We start from the raw sequence: 21,969 nt of genomic DNA, 5'->3' as shown, positions 1-21,969 counted from the left end.
GAAAAGCAATCAGATATTTTTTAATATCTATTATTTCGATAATAGTGACACTAATAGCGGTGGGTGTTATTTACATAGTGATTGATACTAAGGGCCGCATTCAGGTGGACAAGGTAGAAGAGGGACAGACTTATTCTTCTGCCGAGGTAGAGGCACTTGTTGATGAAGCTAAGGAAGAGGGAAGGGTTTCAGTTCTTGATTCCCTTCGTGAATCTCTTGAAAATGGAAATACGATAATTTCAGTTTTGAAGTCTTTCTATCCTGAGTACATTGTTGTTGCTGCTAATCAGAAGTACAACTTTGTTCCAATCAACGAAGAGCTTACAAAGAGTGCATTCAACATTGATAACCTTGTGGAGGACGAGACCACAGGTCGTTACAGCTACATAGAAGACGGCAAAGTTACTTCCAGATTTGGTATAGATGTTTCTTCACATCAGGGAGACATCGACTGGGAGGCTGTTAAGGCAGACGGTGTAGAGTTTGCATTTATTCGTGCTGTATATCGTGGATACGGTACAGGAAAGCTTGTTGTTGATGAGAAGTGCATCGAGAACATCGAAGGTGCACAGGCAGCTGGTATCGATGTAGGTGTTTACGTATTCTCACAGGCTATTTCAAAGGATGAGGTTTTAGAAGAAGCTTCTACAGTAATAGATCTGCTAAAAGGATATGAGCTTCAGCTTCCAATCGTATTTGATGTGGAAAAGGTAAGCGACAGCGAGGCCCGCACAAATACACTTTCTGTTGAAGACAGAACAAATCTTACCATCGGATTCCTTAATTCAATCAAGAATGCTGGATATGATGGAATGATTTATCACAACACAGAGATGGGCGCTATGCTTATCGATTTGACACAGCTTACAGAATATCCAAAGTGGTTTGCGGGATATAATAAAGAATTCTATTGGCCATATGAATATCAGCTTTGGCAGTATTCAGAAAGCGGCACAGTTAAGGGAATCAAAGGTAAAGTAGATTTGGATCTTTGGTTGCAGTAATATGATAGAACTAGAAGGACTTGCATCTGTGATGCAGGTCTTTTTATTGAACTAGAAGAGCTGTCAGAGGCAATTACATCTTTTTTTGTAAACTTAGATTCACTATAATTTAGATAGTTTAATTGAGGAGGATATGGAACAATTGCATTGTAAAAATTGTGGATGCGAATTTTCTGGTGCTATCGCTGGAAATGTTATATATCTTTGTCCCAAGTGCAAGGAATATGTAAGCTGCATTTGTGATTATGGATTTGGACCTATTACACCATGCAGTATTTTTTTAGGCGAGAAAGAAATAGCAAGAATAGAAGAGCGAGAGCGCACAAAATATCAATTAAAGTCAGCTGCATTGGGGTTAGATGTTGCTCTTACTAAAGGATACAAGAACTTAGAAGTATACAAAGAAGCTTCAAAGATTGTGTCAGAAGCTTTAATGTAAAGCAATAGCCGATGAACAAATTAAAACTATTAAGGGGGCATTCTACTTGGAAATGAGAGTAGGTAATTTTTTTATATTGATAATTGGAGTAACCGTTACCTTTATAGGACCATGGCTTTTGTATTCTCTTCATAAGTGTACAGAAAAGATTACAGCAAAAGTTGAAAAAGTAGAATCTACTAAATTTTATAATTTGATAAGATTTTCATATATTTATGCTGGGCGCGAATATAATGTACACCAAATGAATGTGATATCATCCTTAAAAGCAATTAGATATAAAAGTGGTGAGGAAATATCAGTTTACATAGATCCGAAAAAGCCTCATCATCTCAGGACTAGTGAAAGACTAGGGTTTTTAGATATTTTGATACTTGGAGTATTTTCTGTTCTAGTTGGATTGATTCTTATTAAAACTAGTAGTTCACTGTAAGACGAGCCTATTTTTTCTTAAAGGAACAGGTTCAATTTGTTCCCATAGTTCTGGAAAGGTTGGAGCATTAGCAACTTTTTCTTCGTTAATTCCTGTAAGCTTAACATTAAAATAGTCAAAGTGAGTCTCTGGATTTACTAATGAGTAGAACTCGTCGATGATTTTTTGTAAACCCGAACAAATTATAAAATTTATTTACAGTAAACTTAATTGAGAAAATTTATAACCATTCGTCCTATGTAATATAGAGATTGCTATTTGCCTACTAAAAGAGTATGCTTTTAGAAAATAAGAGAAGGGGGATAGTAACAATGATTTCAAGAGATGAGGCTTTTGAATTACTGAAAAAATACAACAAGGATTCTTTTCATATTCAACACGCATTAACCGTTGAAGCTGTTATGAAATGGTATGCAAATGAACTTGGTTATGCAGATGAAAAGGAATATTGGGGAATTGTTGGACTTTTACATGATATAGATTTTGAATTGTATCCAGATGAACATTGTTTAAAAGCTCCAGAATTATTAAAAGAGGGCGGTGTGAGTGATGATATTATTCATGCAGTATGTTCACACGGATACGGTATTACTGTTGGTTGCGGAGAAACTATAGATGTAGAGCCAATAAGAGAGATGGAAAAAGTACTCTTTGCAGCTGATGAGTTGACAGGACTTATTTGGGCGGCAGCTCTAATGCGACCATCCAAGAGTACTAAAGATATGGAACTAAAATCTCTTAAGAAGAAATATAAAAGCAAAGGATTTGCCGCAGGATGTTCACGAGAGGTAATAGAACGTGGTGCAAATCAGCTTGGCTGGGAGCTCAATGACTTGTTAGATAAAACATTGCAAGCGATGGCAGCTAGTGAGGATACAATTAACGAGGAAATGTTAGCGGGGTAAAGGCCTATGAAATCAATCCTTATACTTCCAAAGCATGATATGAATATTGTAGTTATGGAGGGAGATTTAATTAATCTCCCTCCTACTACTCGATTGTTTAAAAACATGGCAAATTGCCTATCACTAGGCTTCCTTTCGATATTCCATAGGTGTCTTTCCAGTCTGTTTTTTGAAAGCAGTTTGAAACCAGCTTTGTGATGAAAATGATAATATTTCTGAAATTGATGATAGTGATAGATCTGTGAAGCGAAGTAGAGCCTCTGCCTCGTGTATTTTTTCTTTAACAATAAAACTCTTTAGTGTCATGCCTGTTTCGGATTTAAATTTTCTGGATAAATGTTCTTCTGATAAATTCACTAATTCAGCAAGTTTCTTGACAGTTATCTGTTCTCTAAAATGATTTTGAACATATATTATTACAGTTCGAATATCACGACTTGTGTTGCCTGGTATATTAACATCTCTGACCAACCTTGCATAGGCAGCGGGAATGAACATTCTTGCTGATAATTGAATTAGGGACTCAACATCAGGCGAGGACTCTATCTGGTCACTAAAAGCCCTTCCTAAAGAGTCAGTAGAACGTAATGGCACGCCTGCAGATAGAGCTGCACGTTGGCTGAGAGAGTTCAAAACAATGAGTGAATTTTTAACATATCGTAGACTTAATCTATTCATTGATTCCATAAATTGCTCTGGAATAACAAGGTTCTCAAGATTTTCAACCATACCATGAGAAATATAAAATAGAATTCTGTCCTGAATATCTGTGTCAGTGTAGTCATGATCGTCAAAAGTAATCTCTGTTGTAATTGCATTAGTAACTTTCTCTAGCGCATTTATCTGAGTTAAGTTCGTTGAGTATTCGCTAATTGTTTTAATATCGTGTATTTCCACACCCAATAGGGATTCTATTAGAGATAAGGTAGCTTTAAATTGATGTAGGTCAGTCAATTTCATCGAAGCAAGTGTACTCGATATTGCTAAAGCAATCTCTTTTGAATAGCTGGAGCTTACCTGATCCGTAAAATGTTTCAGGGAAACAGAATTCATCTCGACAGTAGTGGCAGGCCCCAAGACGATTATCTGCTTATTTGAAAAATCCGGGATAAATCCCAATAGAAGCAGGGAATCTGTGACAAGACAACAAACTTGATTTGTAAAAGAACTAAAGTGTGTCCATTCAGGAATATCAGATAGTTTAAAAGCGCCATTAAAATTCTTATCAGGGATAAGTTTCTTACATGTCCCATCTAAATCAAATACTGAGATTGGAACTCCATATATTTGATAAATCAATTCTAATTGTGAAAATAGCATTTCATATCAGCCTCCCATTGTAACTTTTTCATAAATTTGCGCAGTAGTAAATTGTGCAAAAAGTGAAAAATATAGCAAATATCATAAAACTATAATATACATCATTTTAATAAAATACAATATCTGTTTATCCCAATATAATGTGTTCACAACTTAACATTTAACTAGGAAGGAAGAAAGAATATGTTTGAGAAGAGTTTTTTATTGGGGGCTGCCACAGCCGCACATCAGGTAGAAGGAAACAATATTTACAGTGATTATTGGGTTCAAGAGAATTTGGAGCACAGTATGTTTGATGAACCTTCTGGTTTGGCAGTAGATCATTATCATCATTTTGAAGAGGATATAAAGCTATTAAAGGATGCTGGACTGAATGCATATCGATTTTCAGTTGAGTGGGCAAGAATACAGCCAGAGGAGGGCAAATGGGATTCTGCAGAAGTAGAGCATTACAAGGATGTCATTAAGTGCTGTGTAGAAAATGGAGTGGAACCGGTTATCACTCTAATGCACTTTACATCTCCTAAGTGGTTAATTCGTAAAGGCGGATGGGAGAATCCTGAGGTCATTGATGATTTTTCTGCATACTGCGGACGAATTGTTTCAGAATTGGGAGAAGGAATTCATTATGTTTGCACCATCAATGAAGCCAATATGCGTTATCAATTGGCTGGACTGATGAAAAGCATGATGGCTCGCATGAGTGCAAGTCGTTCTCTAGAAGAAAAACAGGCAGAAGAAGATTCGAAGGTTCAGGTTGGTATCAATTTGGATCAGAATCGTATGATTCAAGCTGCAATGGAAAGTGCACAGGCATTTGGATTTAAAGACCCAAGAGATGTTGCTGTATTTGTATCACAGTGCTCAGATGAAGGAGACCGAATTGTAATGAAAGCACACATGGCTGCGGTAAAAGCAATTCGAGAAGCTAGGCCTGATTTAAAGGTTGGAATTACATTATCATTGCATGACTTACAATCACTTGAAGAATCAAATAGTGCAGAATCAACTAAAGCAATTGAAAGAGTATGGGATGAAGAATTACTTCATTATCTTCCAGCTATTGAAGGTGATGATTTCCTTGGAGTTCAATGTTATACGAGAAAATGTTTCGATGAGCAGGGGGAGGAACGTTTACCTGATGGAGTTAAAACAACCCAGATGGGATATGAAAACTATCCTAAAGCAATTGGAAATGTAGTTCGAAAGGTGGCAAAGTCCTTCAAAGGAGATTTAATTGTTACGGAAAATGGAATTGCAACATCAGAAGATAACGAGAGAGTAGAGTACATAAAAACTGCTACTGATGAGATTAAATCATGTATAGATGATGGATTACCAGTTAAAGGGTATTTTTATTGGTCATTACTAGACAATTTCGAATGGCAAAAGGGATTCAAGATGACCTTTGGACTTATTGGCGTTGATCGAAATGATATGAGCCGACATCCAAAGGAAAGCCTGAGATTTCTTGGAAGTCTACGCTAGATACAAAATGATAGTAAAAAGGAGCAAAAATGGAAAATCAGATTAATTACAGAAAAGCAAAGAACTGGCAAATTGCCTTATCACAAATGAATTCTGCAAACGCAATGTGTTTTTATATCTTAATGACTTACGTCAGTTATGTTGGAAATGCTGGGTATGGTATTGCAACTGCGATAATGGGCACTATTCTTACATTCAGTAGAATACTTGAGGGTGTTCTAAATCCTGTAATTGCAGTATTCGTGGATAAATTTAACACCAGATTTGGAAAGATTCGTATATTCCTTTTTGGCGGATGGCTGATTCAGTCTGCAGCGGTTTTATTGTTATTTATTTGGGGAAGTGGTAAAGGACATGGAATTATACTTTTCGTAGTAATGTATGTCATTTATTTATTTGGATACGCCATGAATAATGTTGCAGGTCAAATAATGGGACCGGTAATGACAAATGATCCTGAGCAAAGACCAATGGTAGGGGTATGGGCAACAGTTTATAGTTACTTTGCGCCAATGATTATGACAATTTTAATCACAATGGTAATTCTTCCAAAGTATCAAAATACATATTCTGTTGAAATGCTTAGCACTTCGTGCATTGTAACAGTGGCAATCTCTCTTGTGTTCATTATTCTGGCTTGCATAGGTGTATCTGAGACTGACTGTCCAGAAAATTTTGAAGATGTGGCTGCAACCAATAATGAAAAGGTTTCTTTTAAAGATATGGTTTCGCTTCTAGGCAAGAATAAAGCAATGCAAACCTATGTGATTTCAGCCTCTGCTGTAAAACTTGCAAATCAGGTTGGTAGTCAATCTATTGTATCAACAATGATGTTTGGAATACTGATTGGAAATATGCAGCTTTCCACATTAATCAGTGTAATTGCGATGCTTCCTTCAATCGTGTTCGCCATTATTGGAGGAAAGTATGCAGGTAAGCATGGAAGTAGAAAAGCTATTTCATTCTGGTCATTTGTAAGTCTCATTGCAACAGTACTTATGACTGTATTTTTACTGACAATTAATACGAGAACGATTACAGTTGCAGTACTTCCAACTATTGTATATTTCGTTTTAACTCTTGCTGTTAATGGAACAAAAATGGGTGTCACAGCAGCTACAACATCAATGAGTGCGGATGTAGTCGATTATGAGAAAGACCGTTCTGGAAAGTTTATTCCTGCTGTTGTTACAGCTACCTATTCTATGATTGACCGACTTGTATCGTCGTTAGCAACAGTGATTACCATGGGCTGTGTTGCTCTTATTGGTTATGAGACAACTATGCCACAGCCAAATGATCCTATGACTAATGGTATTAAGTATCTGACAGTGTTATTGCTTTATGGATTTCCAATAATAGGATGGATTATCTCAATTATATGCATGAAAATAAGCCCTCTTTCAAAGGAAAAGATGGCTGAGATTCAGGCAAAAGGCCAGAAGAAATAATAGAAAGTGAGGTAGTAGAGGGTGATTCGAGGAATACAACAGTTTCAGCTTCGAACCGTGATTGGCAATCAAAAAAAGGCACAAGACACATTGGGTAGATTGAGAGCGTCTGGCTATCAGGGGATTGAATTATGTTCATACATGATTCACCCCATGCCATTTATCATAAGAGCCTTGACTCGTCTGGCAGGGATGCCTATGGGAAAAAGTGGCAAGCTGAACTGGAAAAAATTGATAGATGAGTCCGGCCTTAAAGTTATTAGTTTACACTCTGACTTGGGTAGCGTATTGAAAAGAACAGAGGAAGTGGCAAAAGAGGCTCATCTTTACGGAACAAAATATGTGGTTATTACAGGCATGCATCACTTTGATTATACCGATGAGAAGGCAGTTTATGACCTGGCAAATAATTTGAATGAAGCAGGAAAATTGCTAAAGAACGAAGGACTAAGTCTTTTATATCACAACCACAATTGCGAGTTCAGAAGATTAAAAAGTGGAAAGATGGCCTATGAAGTTTTGATTGAAGAGACCAATCCGGAATATGTGAATTTTGAATTTGATTCATATTGGGCTGCTGATATTGGAGTGAATCCTGAATACTGGATGGGTAAACTTGGGCAGCGAATGAAACTTTGGCATATCAATGATAGAGGCTCAAAACAGACGGGACCACTTTCATCAATCTTAAAAACCGATAGTTGTGAGCTTGGAAAAGGAAGTATGGATTTACAAGGAATGCTTGAAATTGCAAAAGAGAATGAAGTAGAAGCGGTTGTTCTTGAAAGTCATAGAAATTGGGAACAGAAGTCACCAATAATTTCTGCTGAAATTAGTTCTCAGTTTCTAAAAGAGTATGTGAATTAAAACACCCAATGAGCGAGAGGTAACAGGAATAGATGAAAGCAATAAATTGTAAAACCGAGTACCGGAATAACCCTATAGGAATAGATGCACAGGATTTATATGTTTCATGGCAGTGTCAGGAAGGTATTATGCAGAGCGCATACCAAATAGTTGTAAAAAAGGGTAGTGAGATAATACTTGATACTGGCAAGGTAGAATCAAACAAAATGCATGCTATTATTGCACCAGAGCATAGGTCAAGAGATAACATGTCATGGACTATCCGTTTATGGGATCAGGACGATTGCTCAGGTGAATGGGCAGATGGAGGCAACTTTGAATATGGGCTGCTTAACAGTGATGACTGGTATGCTAAATGGATTGAGCCAAGTGAGGAAATTGGGTATCAATTTGATATAGGTACTCCAGATTATATGAACTCTACGGCTTTAAAAGCATGGAACGAGAAAAACCATAAAAAAAATGAAGTGTTTATTCCTCATAAGCCAGCATCAGTTCTTAGAAAGAAATTCTGTCTGGATTCAATGGAGAAAATAGAGACTGCAAGAGTATATGCCAGCGCTTGTGGACTCTATGAAATATACATAAATGGACAAAAAATAACTGATTATGTGCTTACACCAGGAACAGCCAATTATAAATTCGAAATACCATATCAAACATATGACGTTTCAAATTATGTTAAGACTGGAGAAAATGAAATACATATTATCTTAGGTGATGGTTGGTATCGTAGTACATCAGGTGTAGATGGTGACAGAAATTTATTTGGCGAAAAAACGGCTGTAATATGCCAGCTAGAGATTAACGGGAAAGCCATTGTGTCAACTGATAACACATGGCAAGCATCACAAAATGGCCCTCTTAGACAGAATGATATGCAACATGGCGAGGTATATGATGCCAGAATGGAGAACTTGTCAGATGATGAGATGGCTTGGCATGAAGTGAAGGAAGTACCTATTGGGTATGAGCTTTTGAAAGCAATGGATACTGTGCCTATACTAAGAATGGAAAGGTTTGATGCAACAATCCTTAAAACTCCAAAAGGAGATACAGTTCTTGATTTTGGTCAAAACCTTGCGGGACAGATTGAGCTTATAATTCCAAATGGAGCGGCAGGAGAAAAAATACGCCTGATTCATGGTGAGACATTAGACCAAAATGGAGAGTTCACACAGGAAAACTTTCAAGATAGAAAACGTCATAAAGAAGGTGGAACCTACCAGACTATTGATTATACAATGAAAGCTGGGTATAACCATTATCATGCAAACTTTACCATCATGGGATTTCGTTATGTAAAAGTAGAGACAAATGCTGATTTATCAAAAGCAGTATTCTATGCCCATGCGGTGTATTCTCAGATGATGGATACTCTTTCATTGACTACATCAAATACAGCGCTAAATCAGTTGGTAAAAAATGCAATGTGGAGTCAGAAAGGAAACTTTTGTGATATTCCAACAGACTGCCCAACAAGAGAACGTGCTGGTTGGACTGGCGATGCTGGTATATTTGCATATACAGGACTGCGTTTGATGGAATCAGTTCCTGTATTTAAAAAATGGTTAAGACAGTGTAGGTATACACAGCTTTCTGATGGAAGAGTAATGAACATTGCACCTCCTAACAATAAACCTGGATTTTTTGCCAAGCTATTGGCTGGATCCGTTGCGTGGGGAGACGCTATTATAATTGTGCCTTGGGAAATATATCAATTGACCGGGGATAAGCGTGTTCTCAGTGAAAACTATAGCATGATGTGCAACTGGTATTCATTCTTGAAGAAAGAGGCGCGTAAGAAAAAGCTTTTTAACAAGTCTCATTCGAAAAAGAATAGAAATTATGTAATCGAAAAGGGGATGAATTATGGCGAGTGGTGTGAGCCAGGCCGAAGCGCGGCTGAAAGCATGAAGGATGGTAACTATGATGTTGCTAATGCCTATTTTGCATATTCCGGAATGCTTATGTCAAAGATTGCCAAAATTTTAGATAGACCTGAAGCTGAAGTCAATGAGTTAATTCGTGTGTCTGAGAAAGCCAGACAAGGCTATATTGAAGTTTATACAGAAAATGGATTGATTACTACAGAACGCCAATGTCAATTAGTACGACCACTGGCTTTTGGGCTTTTACACGAAGAGGCCGACAAGCTTGCGGCAAAACAGTTAGCTGTGATGGTAAAAAAAGAAAATGGAAAGCTAAATACAGGATTTCTAACCACACCTGAAATATGCAGGCAGCTGGCGAAAAGAGGATATATAAAAGAGGCATATCAATTGCTATTGAATCCACAAATGCCAGGATGGTTATATGAGGTAAATCAAGGTGCCACAACCCTTTGGGAAAACTGGGATGGAATTCAGCCGGGAAAGGAACCAAAAGCATCTCTTAATCACTATTCTTATGGAGCTGTTGTAGGCTGGATTATGGATGGTGTATGTGGAATACACTATTGTGATGGTGAGCTGGTAATACAACCTGAAATATATATAGGTGATGATGCAAATGGACTTACTTCTGCAAAAGCAACGTATGATTCACCAGCAGGAAAAATAGAAATGGGATGGGATTATATTAACGAAAAAGTTCATATTCATCTATTTATTCCTGTAGGACTTGAAGCAAAATTAATCCTTCCAAATGGAACGCAGCAACGGGTTTTAGCCGGTGAGTATAACTATATGTGCTGACAAAATATGAATTATCAGAGGACTCCCTGTTTGGGAGTCCTTTTTTAGAATATAGATTAGCCCTGGAATAGGGGTGTATTATTTTACCATTGTCTAGCAGCTTCGCAGGTCTGTGGAGGGATTTACTTTTTGTTTTCTTGAACCTTTCAGTCTTTCCTTCCCCCGTATCCCCTTTCCTCAGGAACTAGGAATGAATTTATTGGACGAAATTTTAATTATTGTGGCATTTTAAGATTAGAAAGATTAAAATGGTTGTAATTTATTTCATAGAGTTCTGCCTACTGGTTAGTCCTTGGTTCCTTGCAATGGAAGATGAGAATTAACAGATAGAAGAGCAGTTGAAGGGGGACAAATAAAAGCATTTGCTTTGGAGGAGCTGTTATGTTTTTCTGGTGGTTTATGCTAATCAATGGATTGCTTATACCAGGTATTATGATTTTGTTTGGATGGCTTTTGTGGAAACATGGTCCAAAGGACATCAATTCTTTCTATGGATATAATACTTTGGCCAATCATACCTACAGAAATCAATTTGAAAAAGAATTTCTAGAGGAGAGGTTATTTTAATCGGGTTATGGTAAGAAGATTATAGGAAATGGAGGGGAAAGCCTATGATTAAGATATACGGAATGCCAACTTGTCCATATTGCGATTACATTCATGAGCAGATTAAGGGTAGAGAGTCAGAATTTGAATATATCAATATTGGTGAGAACATCAGAAATATGGGAGCGTTCACTAGACTACGTGATACCAATTCTGTTTTTGATCACTGTAAAGAAATAGGCGATGTAGGTATCCCTGCTTTTGTATTCGAGGATGGTAGAGTTTCAATTGATCCTGCCGATGCAGGCTTGATTGAATATGGCACTGCTAATGCTTGTTCAATAGAAGATCACAAGAGTGGAAGAAAAGGTTGCTAATGGAAATATTATTAGTGATTGATATGCAGCAAAAGTATATGGATAACTATGAGTCAGATCTACTTGAACGTGTTAATATGCGTATTCAAGAAGCTGTGGCTGCGGACATTCCTGTAGTCTATGTGAGAAATGTAGGCAAGATTGAGAATGAGGATAAGTATGTGTTGGCGGAAGGGCTTGATGTAGTATCGAAGTATGTATTTGCCAAAAGATGGCCAAGTGCTTTTTCCTCGGAAGAGTTTGTGCAGTTTATAGAACGGATGCAGGTAGATGTTATCAATATGGTTGGTGTTGATGGTAGATGCTGTGTCGCTCGAAGCGTCTTGGATGCAAAGAATAAGGGATATGAGGTAAGGCTCTATTTAGATGCTGTTGCTGCCACTAATGACAATTTCTATATAAAAGAGCTTCCTAAGATGCAGGAAGCTGGAATAGTAATAGTATCCGATTAAGTGCCATTTATAGAGAGTCTAAACTCTAAGTGGATGTTTGACTCCGAACGCAAATCGAAAGACACCTCTGGCACAAGATGTAATACAAATACAGGGGTCACAAATGTGACTATCGTTCAACTTTTAGGGCAAAAAACGGAGATTATATTTATAAAGTTGGTAGTAAACTAGTATTTACGGACCACGAAAAAGATGAGTTTGGTATAAGTAAAATAATTGCTGTAGATACTACTATAGTTCAAGATGAAACAACTATAGATTACATTTTGAATGAATTAATAGAAGGAGAAAAAGATGGGCAATCCATTCAAGTGGCGCACCAAATTATTTCAAACAATGTTGGATCAGGGGTATTCACAGAATACACGACTGCTGATTTCGGAGAAAATGAAAGATATGACAGACCAACAAAAAGAGGAAAAATCAGCTCAGATGTATACCATGCTGAAAGAAAGCAAAACAGAACAAGAGTTTATATCGCAAATACAGGGGTCACAAATGTGACTATCGTTCAACTGAGGGCTATGCATTGGTGGAGATAAACGAAAAATGGGGGTATATAAAAAGCGACGGTTCTTGGTTTCTTGAGCCGCAGTTTGAAGATGCATCTTATTTTAACAGTGGTTATGCAACAGTAAAGCTCACAAAAGGTCAAAGAATAAAGAAATAAGAATTATTTGATACACCTCTATCTCTATATAAGAGATAGAGGCTTTTTTTACATTACTGAATTGGTGTACTTACTTCAACGGTATTCTTTTTACCTTTTTTGATTATGATTATAACTACAACAGCAGCTACAATTGCTAATGCGAGAACACATAAGCCGATAATCATGCCAATGTTGATAAGACTAAACTCTTAGTGGATGTTTGACTCCGAAAGCAAATCCCATGTGAGTGTCTTGCCATCATCTGATACAGATGTAGCATTGTTAGCAGATGGCTTGATTGGAAGGCTGATTACCACCTTCATATAGCCACCACTCATATCAATGTACTGTCTGTTAGAAGATACCTGGCTCATATCATCTGGATCAAATACCTGCCAGTAAGTGTATATTATTACATCATTATGAAAACAAGTTGACAATTATTGCAAAATAGATATTTATTCAATTATTTTAAGTTCATTTGTTTTGATGTAAAATTATTTACATGAAAAGTGAAATCGCACATTCATCAACTGAATATCAGAAGTTGTTTCATAAGCTCGCAAGGATTAAATATGTGAACGAGGAAGATGGCTTTACAATCTATAAAAACGATTCATTGGGAACGATAGTAAGCTATGGAAATCCTGATACAATCCAATGCGGGATTGGTGACTATTTAATAGAGGATGATTTTTCTATTGAATATCAGTATGACACTCAGTTTTTGCATTTTGGAATTATTTATGCAGGAGTGACGTATTCTGTTAAAGATGGGGATATAATAGCTCAATCAATTCCATCGTCATTTATGTCCTTAGAAAAAATGGATAGAGGAATAGGTGCATGGAGGGCAAAGCAACATTTTAAAGGAATAGAATTTTCTATTAACTACGATTATTTGGTGAATAGTCTTTTACCTTCTATTGGCAGGAGCATTTCCGAGTTTAATTTTTTTAGAATTAATACCAGATATACAATCTTGATACCAGAGATTACTGCCGTTTTGTCCAAACTGGAAGGGTATATGCAAAATAGGATTATGACAGAGCATATAGCCCAGGCAGCGGCTGTGGAGCTTGTAGAACTACTTCTTAGTCCACCATCACGAAAGCTTTTCAGCGCAGAAGGGGATAAAAGCCTGCGCACTATCAAAGCTGGGGCCAGAGACATAAAGATTAATTCAGAAGATTTGCGCAAGATAAATCAGGTTCATGAGATAATTATGTCTTCGGCATATGAATTTAAAACTATTCCCATGTTGGCGCAGGAAGTGGGTATAAGTGAGCAAAAGCTGAAGTATGGTTTTTTAGATTATTACAAACAGACTATTTGGGATTTTCAAAATAATATTAGGATGAGTAGAGCGGCATGGCTCATTTTAAACGATTCGGATACCTTTGAAGAAATATCAAAAGCAGTCGGCTATCATAGCCAAACTGCTTTCTATAATGCATTTAAAAAATGGTGTGGTTTATCCCCAGGAGCCTTTAAGAAACTCCAGAAATCTCATCGTGAGAGCTTATAGGGATAATCATAGGACTGTTGGAGACAGGGTCTGTCACAACAACACTTTCAAGTCCATAGATTTCCCTGATAGTTTCAGGGGTAATAATATCAGCTGGTTCGCCTTCTTTGATAAGATGACCATTTTTCATGGCGAAAATATAATCAGCATATTTGCTGGAAAGATTTATATCATGCAAGACCATCACAATGGTGGTCTTTTTCTTTTTGTTTAAATCCTTTAAAAGATCAAGTATTTCTATTTGGTAAGCAATGTCTAGGTAAGTTGTAGGTTCGTCTAAAAACAGGATATCTGTCTGTTGGGCAAGTGCTAGGGCAATAAAGACACGTTGACGTTGCCCGCCTGATAATTCATCTACACTTTTGTCTGCAAGCATACATATATTCATTGCTTCCATAGCTTCCTCAATTGCGATGTAATCTTCTTTTGTAAGAGGTGCCATAAATTTCCTGTAAGGGAAGCGTCCTCTGGCAACAAGCTCAGCTACAGAGATTCCAGCTGGTGCTATAGAATCCTGTGGAAGTAATCCTATGGACTTGGCAATGTCCTTGCTTCTAATGCAATTGATAGACTTGTCGTCTAGGAGAATCGAGCCGGATTTTGGAGCCAAAAGTCTGCAGAAGGTTTTAAGCATAGTAGACTTGCCACTTCCATTTGAACCGAGAATGACACTGATTTTATTTTCTGGAATTTTCATATTCACAGAGTTTAATATGATATCGTCGCCATATCCGGCAACTAAATTTTCAGCTTTAAGAGAATGGGCTTTCACTAAATTACGCCTCCTTTATTTTGTCTGATTAGAAGATATACAAGGTATGGAGCTCCTAGAAGTCCAGTAACAATTCCAACTGGATATCTAGTTGGAAGAAGATTTTGTCCAATAAAGTCTCCTGCTATTACAAGAATTGCTCCAATTAATGCTGAGGACGTGTAGTTGGTTTGGTTGTTTGAACATATACGGGTCGCAATTGGTCCAGATAAAAAAGCAATTGAAGCAATTGGACCAGAGATTGAGGTAGCAAATGCAATCAACACAACAGAGCAAAACATGAGGAGTGTTCTAACTACACTAACATTTACTCCTAGGATTGTGGCATATCGTTCGCCTAATTCCAGAGACCGGATACTTTGATTACAATAAATCATTATCGCAAAAGCAAGGATTACCACAATCACAAGGAGAGGTAGTGTATCTGTTGTGATTCCGTTGAGATTGCCTGCCATCCATCTCATGGCTGTTGGAACATCATATTCTGCAGCTCGCATTACCATCCAGTTTATAAGGGCTGTAAAGAATGCCTGGGCCCCAATACCTGTGAGAATAAGCCTGCTGTTAGAAAATCCATTTTTACAGGATAGCTTGTAAATTGTAAACGCTGCAAGTAATCCGGCAACAACGGAGATGATAGAGACAATCCCTCTGTTTAGATTCAAAAATAAAATACAGAAAACTGCAGCTACTGTTGATCCAGAGGAAACTCCGATAATATCAGGGCTTGCCAGTGGATTGCCAAGAAGGGTCTGAAATGTGTTTCCTGCAATGGCAAAGGCAATTCCGCAAAAAATACCTGCTATAGTTCGAGGTAACCTAAGCTTCATTATGATATAGTTGTTTTCACCATTTAAAATGATGCTTACTACTTCGGCAAGAGTATAGTTTTTCTCGCCAATTGTAACATTGAGACAAACAAGTATTGCAAGGATAACAAACATTATAAAGATTGCAATATGGTAGTGTTTCTGTCTTTTTTTTATTCCGTGAAAAATGATTTCGTTTTTTATCATAAGCTCTGAAGCTTCGCCTTTCTAATAATGTAAATAAATACTGGAGCTCCAATAAGTGCTGTCATTATTCCAGACTCCAATTCACCTGGAGCGCCAAGGATTCGTCCAAGCACATCTGAGATAATAAGAATAGCACCACCATATATTCCACTTAGAATAATAAGTGGTTTGTGGCTGGATCCAATAGAAGAGCGGATAAGATGAGGAATCATAAGACCGATAAAGCTAATTGGTCCTGCTAGTGCTGTGGTGCAAGCACATAATAATACGCCACAAAGAGCTGCCAAAATTCTAGTACGACCAATGTTTAGTCCTAGAGCTATTGCAGTTTCTTCTGAAAGAAGCATTGTGTCCAGATTGTCTGATAGAAGAAAACTCACCACGATAGCCAAAACAGTGAATGGGAGAAGCAATAAGATGTCATCAGTAGATGTGCCGCCAATACTGCCTATCTGCCAAAATCTGAAGGATGTCATTACACTGGAATCTGGCATAACAATTATGCTTATAAGACTGGATAGAGCGGTGCTAATAGCTGCCCCAGAAATAGCAAGCTTAATTGGCGTGGCCCCACTATAACCAAGACTTGCCAGACGATAAACAAATATGGAAGTGAGGAGCGCCCCTACAAAGGCAAGTCCAATATATGATAGCTTGGATTGAATATTAAAAAATGATATTCCAAATACTATAAAAAGGGAGGCACCAGTGTTAACCCCGAGTATACTTGGATCAGCTATTGGGTTTCTGGTAATAGACTGCATCAATACACCAGAAATGCTAAGAGACGCACCAGCTATAATTCCAAAGAGTGTGCGAGGTAGTCGTGCCTGAACTACATTCACATTGTAGTCTTCAAGATTTCTGCCAAGTAATGCATCTATAACATCAGATAAACCTACGGATTTTGCTCCGTAGGTTATTGACAAGATAACTGATATAAACAGTAATAATATTCCTATTAAAGTTATTGTTTTAATCTTATTATTTTGCTTCAATTTTTTGTGCTGCCTCATTTAATACTTTAAGATAATCATCAACTGCATATGGTATAGAGAGAATTGATGGAGTTGTTGCTGCTGCCAAGGCTGTTGTTGAATCAATTAATACAACTGCACCATTTTTTACAGCAGGAATCTGGCTCATAAGTGGGTCGGCCTGAAGTGCTTCCAAAAGTCCTTTATCACCATACACAACCATAATATCTACGTCATTTAACATATCTGTTTTTTCTCGTGAAATAGTTACCGAGAAATCATCAGAAGTCTCTGCCAAAGAAAGAATGCTTTCTGGAGTAGCCAAGCCTAAATCATTAAGATAAGAAGCTCGTGGGTCATTTGGAAGATATGCATAAAATGTACTCATATCATCTTGTGATATCCAGAAGTAACCAGCAGTTTTTCCTTCAAGGTCAGGGTAGTCAGCAAGCTTTTCTGCAATCAATGCATCAGTCTGTTCTACAAGCTTTTCACCATCTTCTTTAAGTCCCATTGCAGTAGCGTTTGTAATAGTTTGTTCACGCCAGTTTGTCTTCCATGCAACTTCCAAGAAAGGAACAACTGGAGCGATTTCAGAAAGAAGATTATATTCCTCTTCGGTGAATCCAGAGTAAGAAGCAATGATAACATCTGGTTCACAGGCAGCAATGGCTTCGTAATCCCAACCAGTTTCATCATTGAAAACATTTGGAGAAGTTTCACCTAAATTTTTGAAAGCATCATCAGTCCAAGGATGAAGTTTATTTTCAGTCATAAGACCATAATTTGCTGCAGACACACCAACTGGAACTACACCAAGTGCAAGTGTTGTATCTTGATTAGCCCATCCAAGGTTTACAATTCGTTCAGGCTTACTTTCAATAACTGTCTCACCAAAAGCGTGTTTAATAGTAAGTGGAAACTGAGTATCAGCTTCTGCTGTTGTCTCAGAAGTAGCTGCTTCTGCTTTCTGTGATGTAGAACCGCAACCAATAAATGATGCAAAAATCGAAGTAGATAACAATAAAGCTAGTAATGGTTTTTTCATTAAATTAATCCTCCATATCTTATCTATCTAAAGTTAGAATCAACTAACAATGTGAAAGAAATTTACCATAGGAAGTTAGTCATGTCAAACATCACGACTGATTTAAGAATTTCTGCACCCGATTCAGTAGGAAACATATCTCAAACAAAAGATTTTTGAAAAGAGTAGGGCAGTAATCAGAAAATAATGAAATTGAAAGAAGTTCTTGGAAGAATAGTGACTATCGTTCAACCTAATTGAGCCAGAACTTGTTAAGTCGAATTATCTATTTCTGGTTGATGCAGATTGTTTTCTGAATGCTGATGGCGTCATGCCTGTATGTTTCTTAAACTGTCGAATATAGTGTTCGGCAGTATCATATCCAATTGCCTCTGCTATTGTTGCTACAGACATAGTGGAGTTTGCAAGCAAATCCTGTGAGTGTTCTATTCTTACAGTTCTAAGAATCTCAGTGTAATTCATGCCAGTCAATTCCTTTATCAAACGCGAGGTATATTCATTTGAGTAATGGAACTTCTTAGCCAAATCTGAAAGAGTAATCTCTTTATAATTCTCCTGAATGTATTGAATAAGAGCGTATCTTTGAACATCAACTCTACTGTCGAACAAGGGCATTTGTACTGATTCAGAGTAGTTTCTGATAATCATGTAAAAATCTAATAGCAGAGTATTGGTTATTGCTTGATAGTAGTATTCTTGTTTGTTTGTGCTTTCCGCCAACATCCATATAAAAGATATATTTAAGGACTCGTCACTTCCGGTTCTAAACATAATATAATCATTTGCTTTTTTAGCGTAGATATTGTTTAGAAAGAATGATGAAAGAATATTTGGTGTATTCAAAAAGCCATAAAACATGGAGTGTAAAGTATCTTTTCTAAGCATAATATTGATGGCAATTGTGTCGTCAAAAATGGAAATAGAATGCTTAATACCTGGAGGAATAATACAAAAATCTCCTGTTCGCATATTGATAGTGCTTCCTGATATTTCCTGGGTGCATTGTCCATCAAAAATATAAGTGATTTCAAAGAAAGTATGACTATGTTCAATGGCAGGACTATATCTTTCGTGCTTCTGCACAACAATACTGTCGTTATTTGACAAGTCAAAGAAAAATGAATCCTCGAAAACTTCGGGAATGGTTTCCTCTATTTCCAAAATCAACAAATGCTTTTTGAAAACCTCGTCCATATTCAGATTAGCAAGAAACTTGTTAAGTTCTTTCTGATTGCTTCTTGCTAAGTAATATTCTTTATAGAATTTTTCTGTTTCCGTCATATCGTAGATATGCTGTCTTAATGCTTTTGCGTCCATGAAGATGATGATAGCTCAAAAAGGGTTCTATGTCAAAAAAAATCAAAAATATATTTCATATAATTCATATACATCAAAATAGGTCAATATAGTTGAACAATATTGTTAATTATTAAAGGGCAAAAATGATTCTATAATCAACTTGCAAGTTAAGTAAGGAGAAAGGTGTTGATGATTATGAGTGAACCAATACTTGAAATGAAAAATATTTCAAAAAGGTTTGGTAGCGTTATAGCCCTTGATGATGTTTCACTTACAGTTTATCCAGGTGAGGTAAGAGGTCTTATTGGAGAAAACGGTTCGGGAAAATCAACTATATCCTCTATAGCTGCTGGTATGCAGAAGGCAAATGAGGGACAAATGATTTTCAAGAACAAAGAGTGGAATCCAGAGAGCATGATAGATGCCTTAACGGGTGGAATAGGTATGGTTGTTCAGGAAAGCGGTACTATTGCTGGAATAACTGTAGCGGAAAACATTTTCTTAGCAGAGTTAAAGCTTTTTAAAAATAAGTTTGGACTTGTTGATAAGAAAAAGCTTTATGAAGAAGCTGGTAAAGTTTTACAGGAAATTGGAATCAAAAATGTAAAGGCTAGTGACTTAATGGGAAGTCTTGATTTCCAGGAAAGAAAGCTTGTTGAAATTGCGAAAGTCATGATGAAAAAGCCTGACATTTTAGTAATAGATGAGACTAGTACAGCATTGTCACATGATGGAAGAACATTGATGTATGGACTTATCAAAAGACTTAAAAGAGAGAATAAATCAGTTATTTTTATTTCCCACGATTTAGAAGAAATCACTACTGTTTGCGATACATTGACAGTGCTTCGTGATGGTAAGTTGATTAGAACATTTGAAAAAGAAGAATTCGATGACGATTTAATCCGAACAAGCATGATCGGACGTGAGCTTCAGGGGGATTATTACAGAACTGACTTCGAAGCTACTTCTCAGGAAGAGGTTGCATTAGAAGGTAAGAATATCAATTACGGCGACAAATTAAAGAATGTTAACATCAGTCTCCACAAAGGCGAGATAGTTGGAATCGGGGGCCTTTCAACATGTGGAATGCACTATTTAGGGGAAGCTCTTTTCGGAGCATTGGAACTTGATGGTGGACAGGTGATTACAGAATCTGGCAAGGAAATCAAATGCTGTCATAATGCTGTATCTCAAAAGATTGGATATGTATCAAAGGACAGAGATACAAAGTCCCTTTGTTTGGAAGCCAGCATTAAAGACAACATCGCTATTGCAGGAATGAATATTTTCAAAAATAACGCTGGCATTATTACAGAAAAGAATGAGAAGGATTATGTGCAGAAACAGGTTAATGATCTTTCCATAAAGTGTAGCGACATGAATCAGCAGGTGAGCCAGTTATCTGGTGGAAACAAGCAAAAGGTTGTTTTTGGAAAATGGATTGGATGCGAGAGTGAAATTCTCATTCTAGATTGTCCAACACGTGGCGTTGACATCGGCGTAAAACAGGCTATGTATCAGCTGATGATAAAGCTTAAAAAACAAGGAAAAGCAATTCTTATGATAAGTGAAGAGCTTCCAGAATTGTTGGGAATGAGCGATAGAGTCCTGATTATGAAGGACGGAGAAATAACAAAAGAATTCAATCGTAGCAAAGATTTGTCTGAAGCAGACGTTATTGGCTACATGATATAGGAGGTACGCTGTGAGTAAACTTAAGAAATTCAAAAATACTCAAATGCTTATAGCTACATTGCCATTGGTAGCGCTTATTGCTTTGTTTTTTATCTTTTGCGGAGTTATTCAAACATACGGCTATAGGCTTGATATGTATTTACAAATCGTTTTCAACGAGGCGGTAGTTCTTGCGGTTGTAGCAACAGGAGCAATTTTTATTTATACCTTAGGAACATTTGATATCAGCCTTGGTGCATCTACTCTTTTTGCAGCGACCCTTGGTGTTACTGTTTACAACAAGACAGAAAGCCTTGCGCTTATGATTCTTGTTTTGTTTGCAACAGGTATTGCATGCTCATTGTTTAATTCAGTTTTGGCATCAGTATTTAACATACCTGCATTCGTAACAACTGTTGCTATGATGTCAGTTTTGTCTGCAATAGCATCTCAGATTATTACAACAGATGGTGGTGCTCTCGGTGGAATCAGTATTCCGTCAAGCGTTGTAAAGCCTTATTCAGGAACCGGATTTAAAGCAATGCTCTTAATTATATATTTTGCAGTTTGTTTCTATGTTTTCCAGTTAACAAAAACTGGTAGAAGAATGAAGTTTATAGGTGGTAATCCACTATGTGCTTCACTTACAGGAATTAAAGCAAACAAGTATACAATTATCGCATTTACGATGGCAGGAATTGGTGTAGGTCTCGGGGCATTTCTTACTCTTACCTATACACCATCAGTTACAACACAAACAGCATCAAGCATTGGAATGAATATTTTTATTGCAATTGTATTTGGAGGAATGCCTATTTCAGGTGGCCCTCGTTCAAAAATCTATGCAGCCTTGATTGGTGGATTTTCCTACATGCTACTGAACGACATTTTGGAAATTGTTATTGATAGTAGCGCGGCATATGGAATTACTCAGGTGATATCTGCTTTATTCTTTATGGCAGTTGTATACATAACAAGTATGAACTACCGTACTCAGGCATTGCCAAGATAAAGGTACTAAC

The 21,969-nt window shown here is 37.1% G+C and carries 23 protein-coding genes; 15 read left to right on the top strand and 8 right to left on the bottom strand.

Translation table 11 applies throughout. The features are described from left to right. Positions 1-77 precede the first annotated feature (77 nt). The 3 genes from G592_RS16365 (at position 78) to G592_RS0111165 (ending at position 1,876) form a co-directional block, all read left to right on the top strand. A complete protein-coding gene (locus G592_RS16365; RefSeq protein ID WP_196801840.1) occupies positions 78-1,004 on the top strand; it encodes a glycoside hydrolase family 25 protein in 927 nt (308 codons plus the stop codon). 142 nt (positions 1,005-1,146) lie between these two features. Further along, the gene (locus tag G592_RS0111170) at positions 1,147-1,443 is read left to right on the top strand and encodes a hypothetical protein (RefSeq protein WP_028247896.1); all 297 of its coding nucleotides are present in this window, start codon (positions 1,147-1,149) and stop codon (positions 1,441-1,443) included. Between the two features lie 46 nt (positions 1,444-1,489). Next, complete coding sequence (locus G592_RS0111165; protein ID WP_028247895.1) at positions 1,490-1,876, top strand: DUF3592 domain-containing protein; 387 nt, start codon at positions 1,490-1,492, stop codon at positions 1,874-1,876. Here the strand turns inward: G592_RS0111165 and G592_RS18160 are convergent. Next, on the bottom strand, positions 1,868-2,059 hold the full coding sequence (locus G592_RS18160) for an exonuclease domain-containing protein (RefSeq protein ID WP_420329245.1): 192 nt from the start codon (positions 2,057-2,059) through the stop codon (positions 1,868-1,870). The genes G592_RS0111165 and G592_RS18160 overlap by 9 nt on opposite strands. A gap of 128 nt (positions 2,060-2,187) precedes the next feature. Between G592_RS18160 and G592_RS0111160 the strand changes: the two genes are divergently transcribed. Next, on the top strand, positions 2,188-2,781 hold the full coding sequence (locus G592_RS0111160; RefSeq protein ID WP_028247894.1) for an HD domain-containing protein: 594 nt from the start codon (positions 2,188-2,190) through the stop codon (positions 2,779-2,781). Between the two features lie 123 nt (positions 2,782-2,904). Here the strand turns inward: G592_RS0111160 and G592_RS0111155 are convergent, their stop codons facing one another. Further along, complete coding sequence (locus G592_RS0111155) at positions 2,905-4,101, bottom strand: helix-turn-helix transcriptional regulator (RefSeq protein WP_028247893.1); 1,197 nt, start codon at positions 4,099-4,101, stop codon at positions 2,905-2,907. 183 nt (positions 4,102-4,284) lie between these two features. On the opposite strand from G592_RS0111155, the gene G592_RS0111150 reads away from it, so the two are divergent. The 8 genes from G592_RS0111150 to G592_RS18155 all read left to right on the top strand — a co-directional run bounded on the left by G592_RS0111150 (position 4,285) and on the right by G592_RS18155 (position 12,648). After that, positions 4,285-5,589 carry a glycoside hydrolase family 1 protein gene (locus tag G592_RS0111150; protein WP_028247892.1) on the top strand — a complete coding sequence of 435 codons (1,305 nt, stop codon included), beginning with the start codon at positions 4,285-4,287 and terminating at the stop codon, positions 5,587-5,589. A gap of 29 nt (positions 5,590-5,618) precedes the next feature. After that, on the top strand, positions 5,619-7,040 hold the full coding sequence (locus G592_RS0111145; RefSeq protein WP_028247891.1) for an MFS transporter: 1,422 nt from the start codon (positions 5,619-5,621) through the stop codon (positions 7,038-7,040). 21 nt (positions 7,041-7,061) lie between these two features. Continuing rightward, positions 7,062-7,907: a sugar phosphate isomerase/epimerase family protein gene (locus tag G592_RS0111140; RefSeq protein WP_028247890.1), complete on the top strand. Its 846-nt coding sequence runs from the start codon at positions 7,062-7,064 to the stop codon at positions 7,905-7,907. Positions 7,908-7,939: 32 nt separating this feature from the next. Further along, positions 7,940-10,603: a family 78 glycoside hydrolase catalytic domain gene (locus G592_RS0111135; RefSeq protein WP_028247889.1), complete on the top strand. Its 2,664-nt coding sequence runs from the start codon at positions 7,940-7,942 to the stop codon at positions 10,601-10,603. Between the two features lie 611 nt (positions 10,604-11,214). Continuing rightward, the gene (locus tag G592_RS0111125; protein WP_028247887.1) at positions 11,215-11,526 is read left to right on the top strand and encodes a hypothetical protein; all 312 of its coding nucleotides are present in this window, start codon (positions 11,215-11,217) and stop codon (positions 11,524-11,526) included. Further along, positions 11,526-11,978: an isochorismatase family protein gene (locus tag G592_RS16360; RefSeq protein WP_051194889.1), complete on the top strand. Its 453-nt coding sequence runs from the start codon at positions 11,526-11,528 to the stop codon at positions 11,976-11,978. Before G592_RS0111125 ends, G592_RS16360 begins: the two co-directional genes overlap by 1 nt. Positions 11,979-12,272: 294 nt before the next feature. After that, the gene (locus tag G592_RS0111115; protein ID WP_028247886.1) at positions 12,273-12,482 is read left to right on the top strand and encodes a hypothetical protein; all 210 of its coding nucleotides are present in this window, start codon (positions 12,273-12,275) and stop codon (positions 12,480-12,482) included. Between the two features lie 28 nt (positions 12,483-12,510). After that, positions 12,511-12,648: a WG repeat-containing protein gene (locus G592_RS18155; protein ID WP_420329244.1), complete on the top strand. Its 138-nt coding sequence runs from the start codon at positions 12,511-12,513 to the stop codon at positions 12,646-12,648. Positions 12,649-12,839: 191 nt separating this feature from the next. Here the strand turns inward: G592_RS18155 and G592_RS17600 are convergent, their stop codons facing one another. Beyond that, a complete protein-coding gene (locus tag G592_RS17600) occupies positions 12,840-13,070 on the bottom strand; it encodes a hypothetical protein (protein WP_155942201.1) in 231 nt (76 codons plus the stop codon). 137 nt (positions 13,071-13,207) lie between these two features. Between G592_RS17600 and G592_RS0111100 the strand changes: the two genes are divergently transcribed. Continuing rightward, positions 13,208-14,158, top strand: coding sequence for a helix-turn-helix domain-containing protein (locus G592_RS0111100; protein ID WP_159430873.1), 951 nt, complete (start codon positions 13,208-13,210; stop codon positions 14,156-14,158). Here the strand turns inward: G592_RS0111100 and G592_RS0111095 are convergent. From G592_RS0111095 to G592_RS0111075, 5 genes are all read right to left on the bottom strand, one after another. After that, positions 14,121-14,930, bottom strand: a complete 810-nt coding sequence (locus tag G592_RS0111095; protein WP_028247884.1) for an ABC transporter ATP-binding protein — start codon at positions 14,928-14,930, stop codon at positions 14,121-14,123. The two genes, G592_RS0111100 and G592_RS0111095, sit on opposite strands and share 38 nt — an antisense overlap. Next, positions 14,930-15,946: a FecCD family ABC transporter permease gene (locus tag G592_RS0111090; RefSeq protein ID WP_028247883.1), complete on the bottom strand. Its 1,017-nt coding sequence runs from the start codon at positions 15,944-15,946 to the stop codon at positions 14,930-14,932. Before G592_RS0111090 ends, G592_RS0111095 begins: the two co-directional genes overlap by 1 nt. Then, positions 15,943-16,944: a FecCD family ABC transporter permease gene (locus G592_RS0111085; RefSeq protein ID WP_028247882.1), complete on the bottom strand. Its 1,002-nt coding sequence runs from the start codon at positions 16,942-16,944 to the stop codon at positions 15,943-15,945. Before G592_RS0111085 ends, G592_RS0111090 begins: the two co-directional genes overlap by 4 nt. Next, positions 16,931-17,971: an iron-siderophore ABC transporter substrate-binding protein gene (locus tag G592_RS0111080; RefSeq protein WP_028247881.1), complete on the bottom strand. Its 1,041-nt coding sequence runs from the start codon at positions 17,969-17,971 to the stop codon at positions 16,931-16,933. The genes G592_RS0111085 and G592_RS0111080 overlap by 14 nt, the downstream gene beginning before the upstream one ends. Before the next feature lie 261 nt (positions 17,972-18,232). Then, positions 18,233-19,288: an AraC family transcriptional regulator gene (locus G592_RS0111075; protein ID WP_028247880.1), complete on the bottom strand. Its 1,056-nt coding sequence runs from the start codon at positions 19,286-19,288 to the stop codon at positions 18,233-18,235. 171 nt (positions 19,289-19,459) lie between these two features. Between G592_RS0111075 and G592_RS0111070 the strand changes: the two genes are divergently transcribed. Together G592_RS0111070 and G592_RS0111065 are read left to right on the top strand one after the other, a co-directional pair. Continuing rightward, on the top strand, positions 19,460-20,968 hold the full coding sequence (locus tag G592_RS0111070) for a sugar ABC transporter ATP-binding protein (RefSeq protein ID WP_028247879.1): 1,509 nt from the start codon (positions 19,460-19,462) through the stop codon (positions 20,966-20,968). Positions 20,969-20,978: 10 nt separating this feature from the next. Continuing rightward, the gene (locus G592_RS0111065) at positions 20,979-21,959 is read left to right on the top strand and encodes an ABC transporter permease (RefSeq protein WP_028247878.1); all 981 of its coding nucleotides are present in this window, start codon (positions 20,979-20,981) and stop codon (positions 21,957-21,959) included. Positions 21,960-21,969 lie beyond the last annotated feature (10 nt).

Source organism: Pseudobutyrivibrio ruminis CF1b (assembly GCF_000424005.1).
GTDB classification, from domain to species: domain Bacteria; phylum Bacillota; class Clostridia; order Lachnospirales; family Lachnospiraceae; genus Pseudobutyrivibrio; species Pseudobutyrivibrio ruminis_C.
The sequence above is the reverse complement of the archived record's forward strand: the minus strand, read 5'-3'. Positions and strand labels throughout refer to the sequence as shown.

Excerpts from the sequence above, each read along its gene's own strand:
- G592_RS0111155 (WP_028247893.1), bottom strand. The coding sequence starts at position 4,101 with ATGCTATTTTCACAATTAGAATTGATTTATCAAATATATGGAGTTCCA.
- G592_RS16360 (WP_051194889.1), top strand. The coding sequence starts at position 11,526 with ATGGAAATATTATTAGTGATTGATATGCAGCAAAAGTATATGGATAAC.
- G592_RS0111160 (WP_028247894.1), top strand. The coding sequence starts at position 2,188 with ATGATTTCAAGAGATGAGGCTTTTGAATTACTGAAAAAATACAACAAG.
- G592_RS0111090 (WP_028247883.1), bottom strand. The coding sequence starts at position 15,946 with ATGATAAAAAACGAAATCATTTTTCACGGAATAAAAAAAAGACAGAAA.
- G592_RS0111070 (WP_028247879.1), top strand. The coding sequence starts at position 19,460 with ATGATTATGAGTGAACCAATACTTGAAATGAAAAATATTTCAAAAAGG.
- G592_RS0111115 (WP_028247886.1), top strand. The coding sequence starts at position 12,273 with ATGGGCAATCCATTCAAGTGGCGCACCAAATTATTTCAAACAATGTTG.
- G592_RS0111135 (WP_028247889.1), top strand. The coding sequence starts at position 7,940 with ATGAAAGCAATAAATTGTAAAACCGAGTACCGGAATAACCCTATAGGA.
- G592_RS0111075 (WP_028247880.1), bottom strand. The coding sequence starts at position 19,288 with ATGGACGCAAAAGCATTAAGACAGCATATCTACGATATGACGGAAACA.
- G592_RS0111125 (WP_028247887.1), top strand. The coding sequence starts at position 11,215 with ATGATTAAGATATACGGAATGCCAACTTGTCCATATTGCGATTACATT.
- G592_RS0111080 (WP_028247881.1), bottom strand. The coding sequence starts at position 17,971 with ATGAAAAAACCATTACTAGCTTTATTGTTATCTACTTCGATTTTTGCA.
- G592_RS0111145 (WP_028247891.1), top strand. The coding sequence starts at position 5,619 with ATGGAAAATCAGATTAATTACAGAAAAGCAAAGAACTGGCAAATTGCC.
- G592_RS0111150 (WP_028247892.1), top strand. The coding sequence starts at position 4,285 with ATGTTTGAGAAGAGTTTTTTATTGGGGGCTGCCACAGCCGCACATCAG.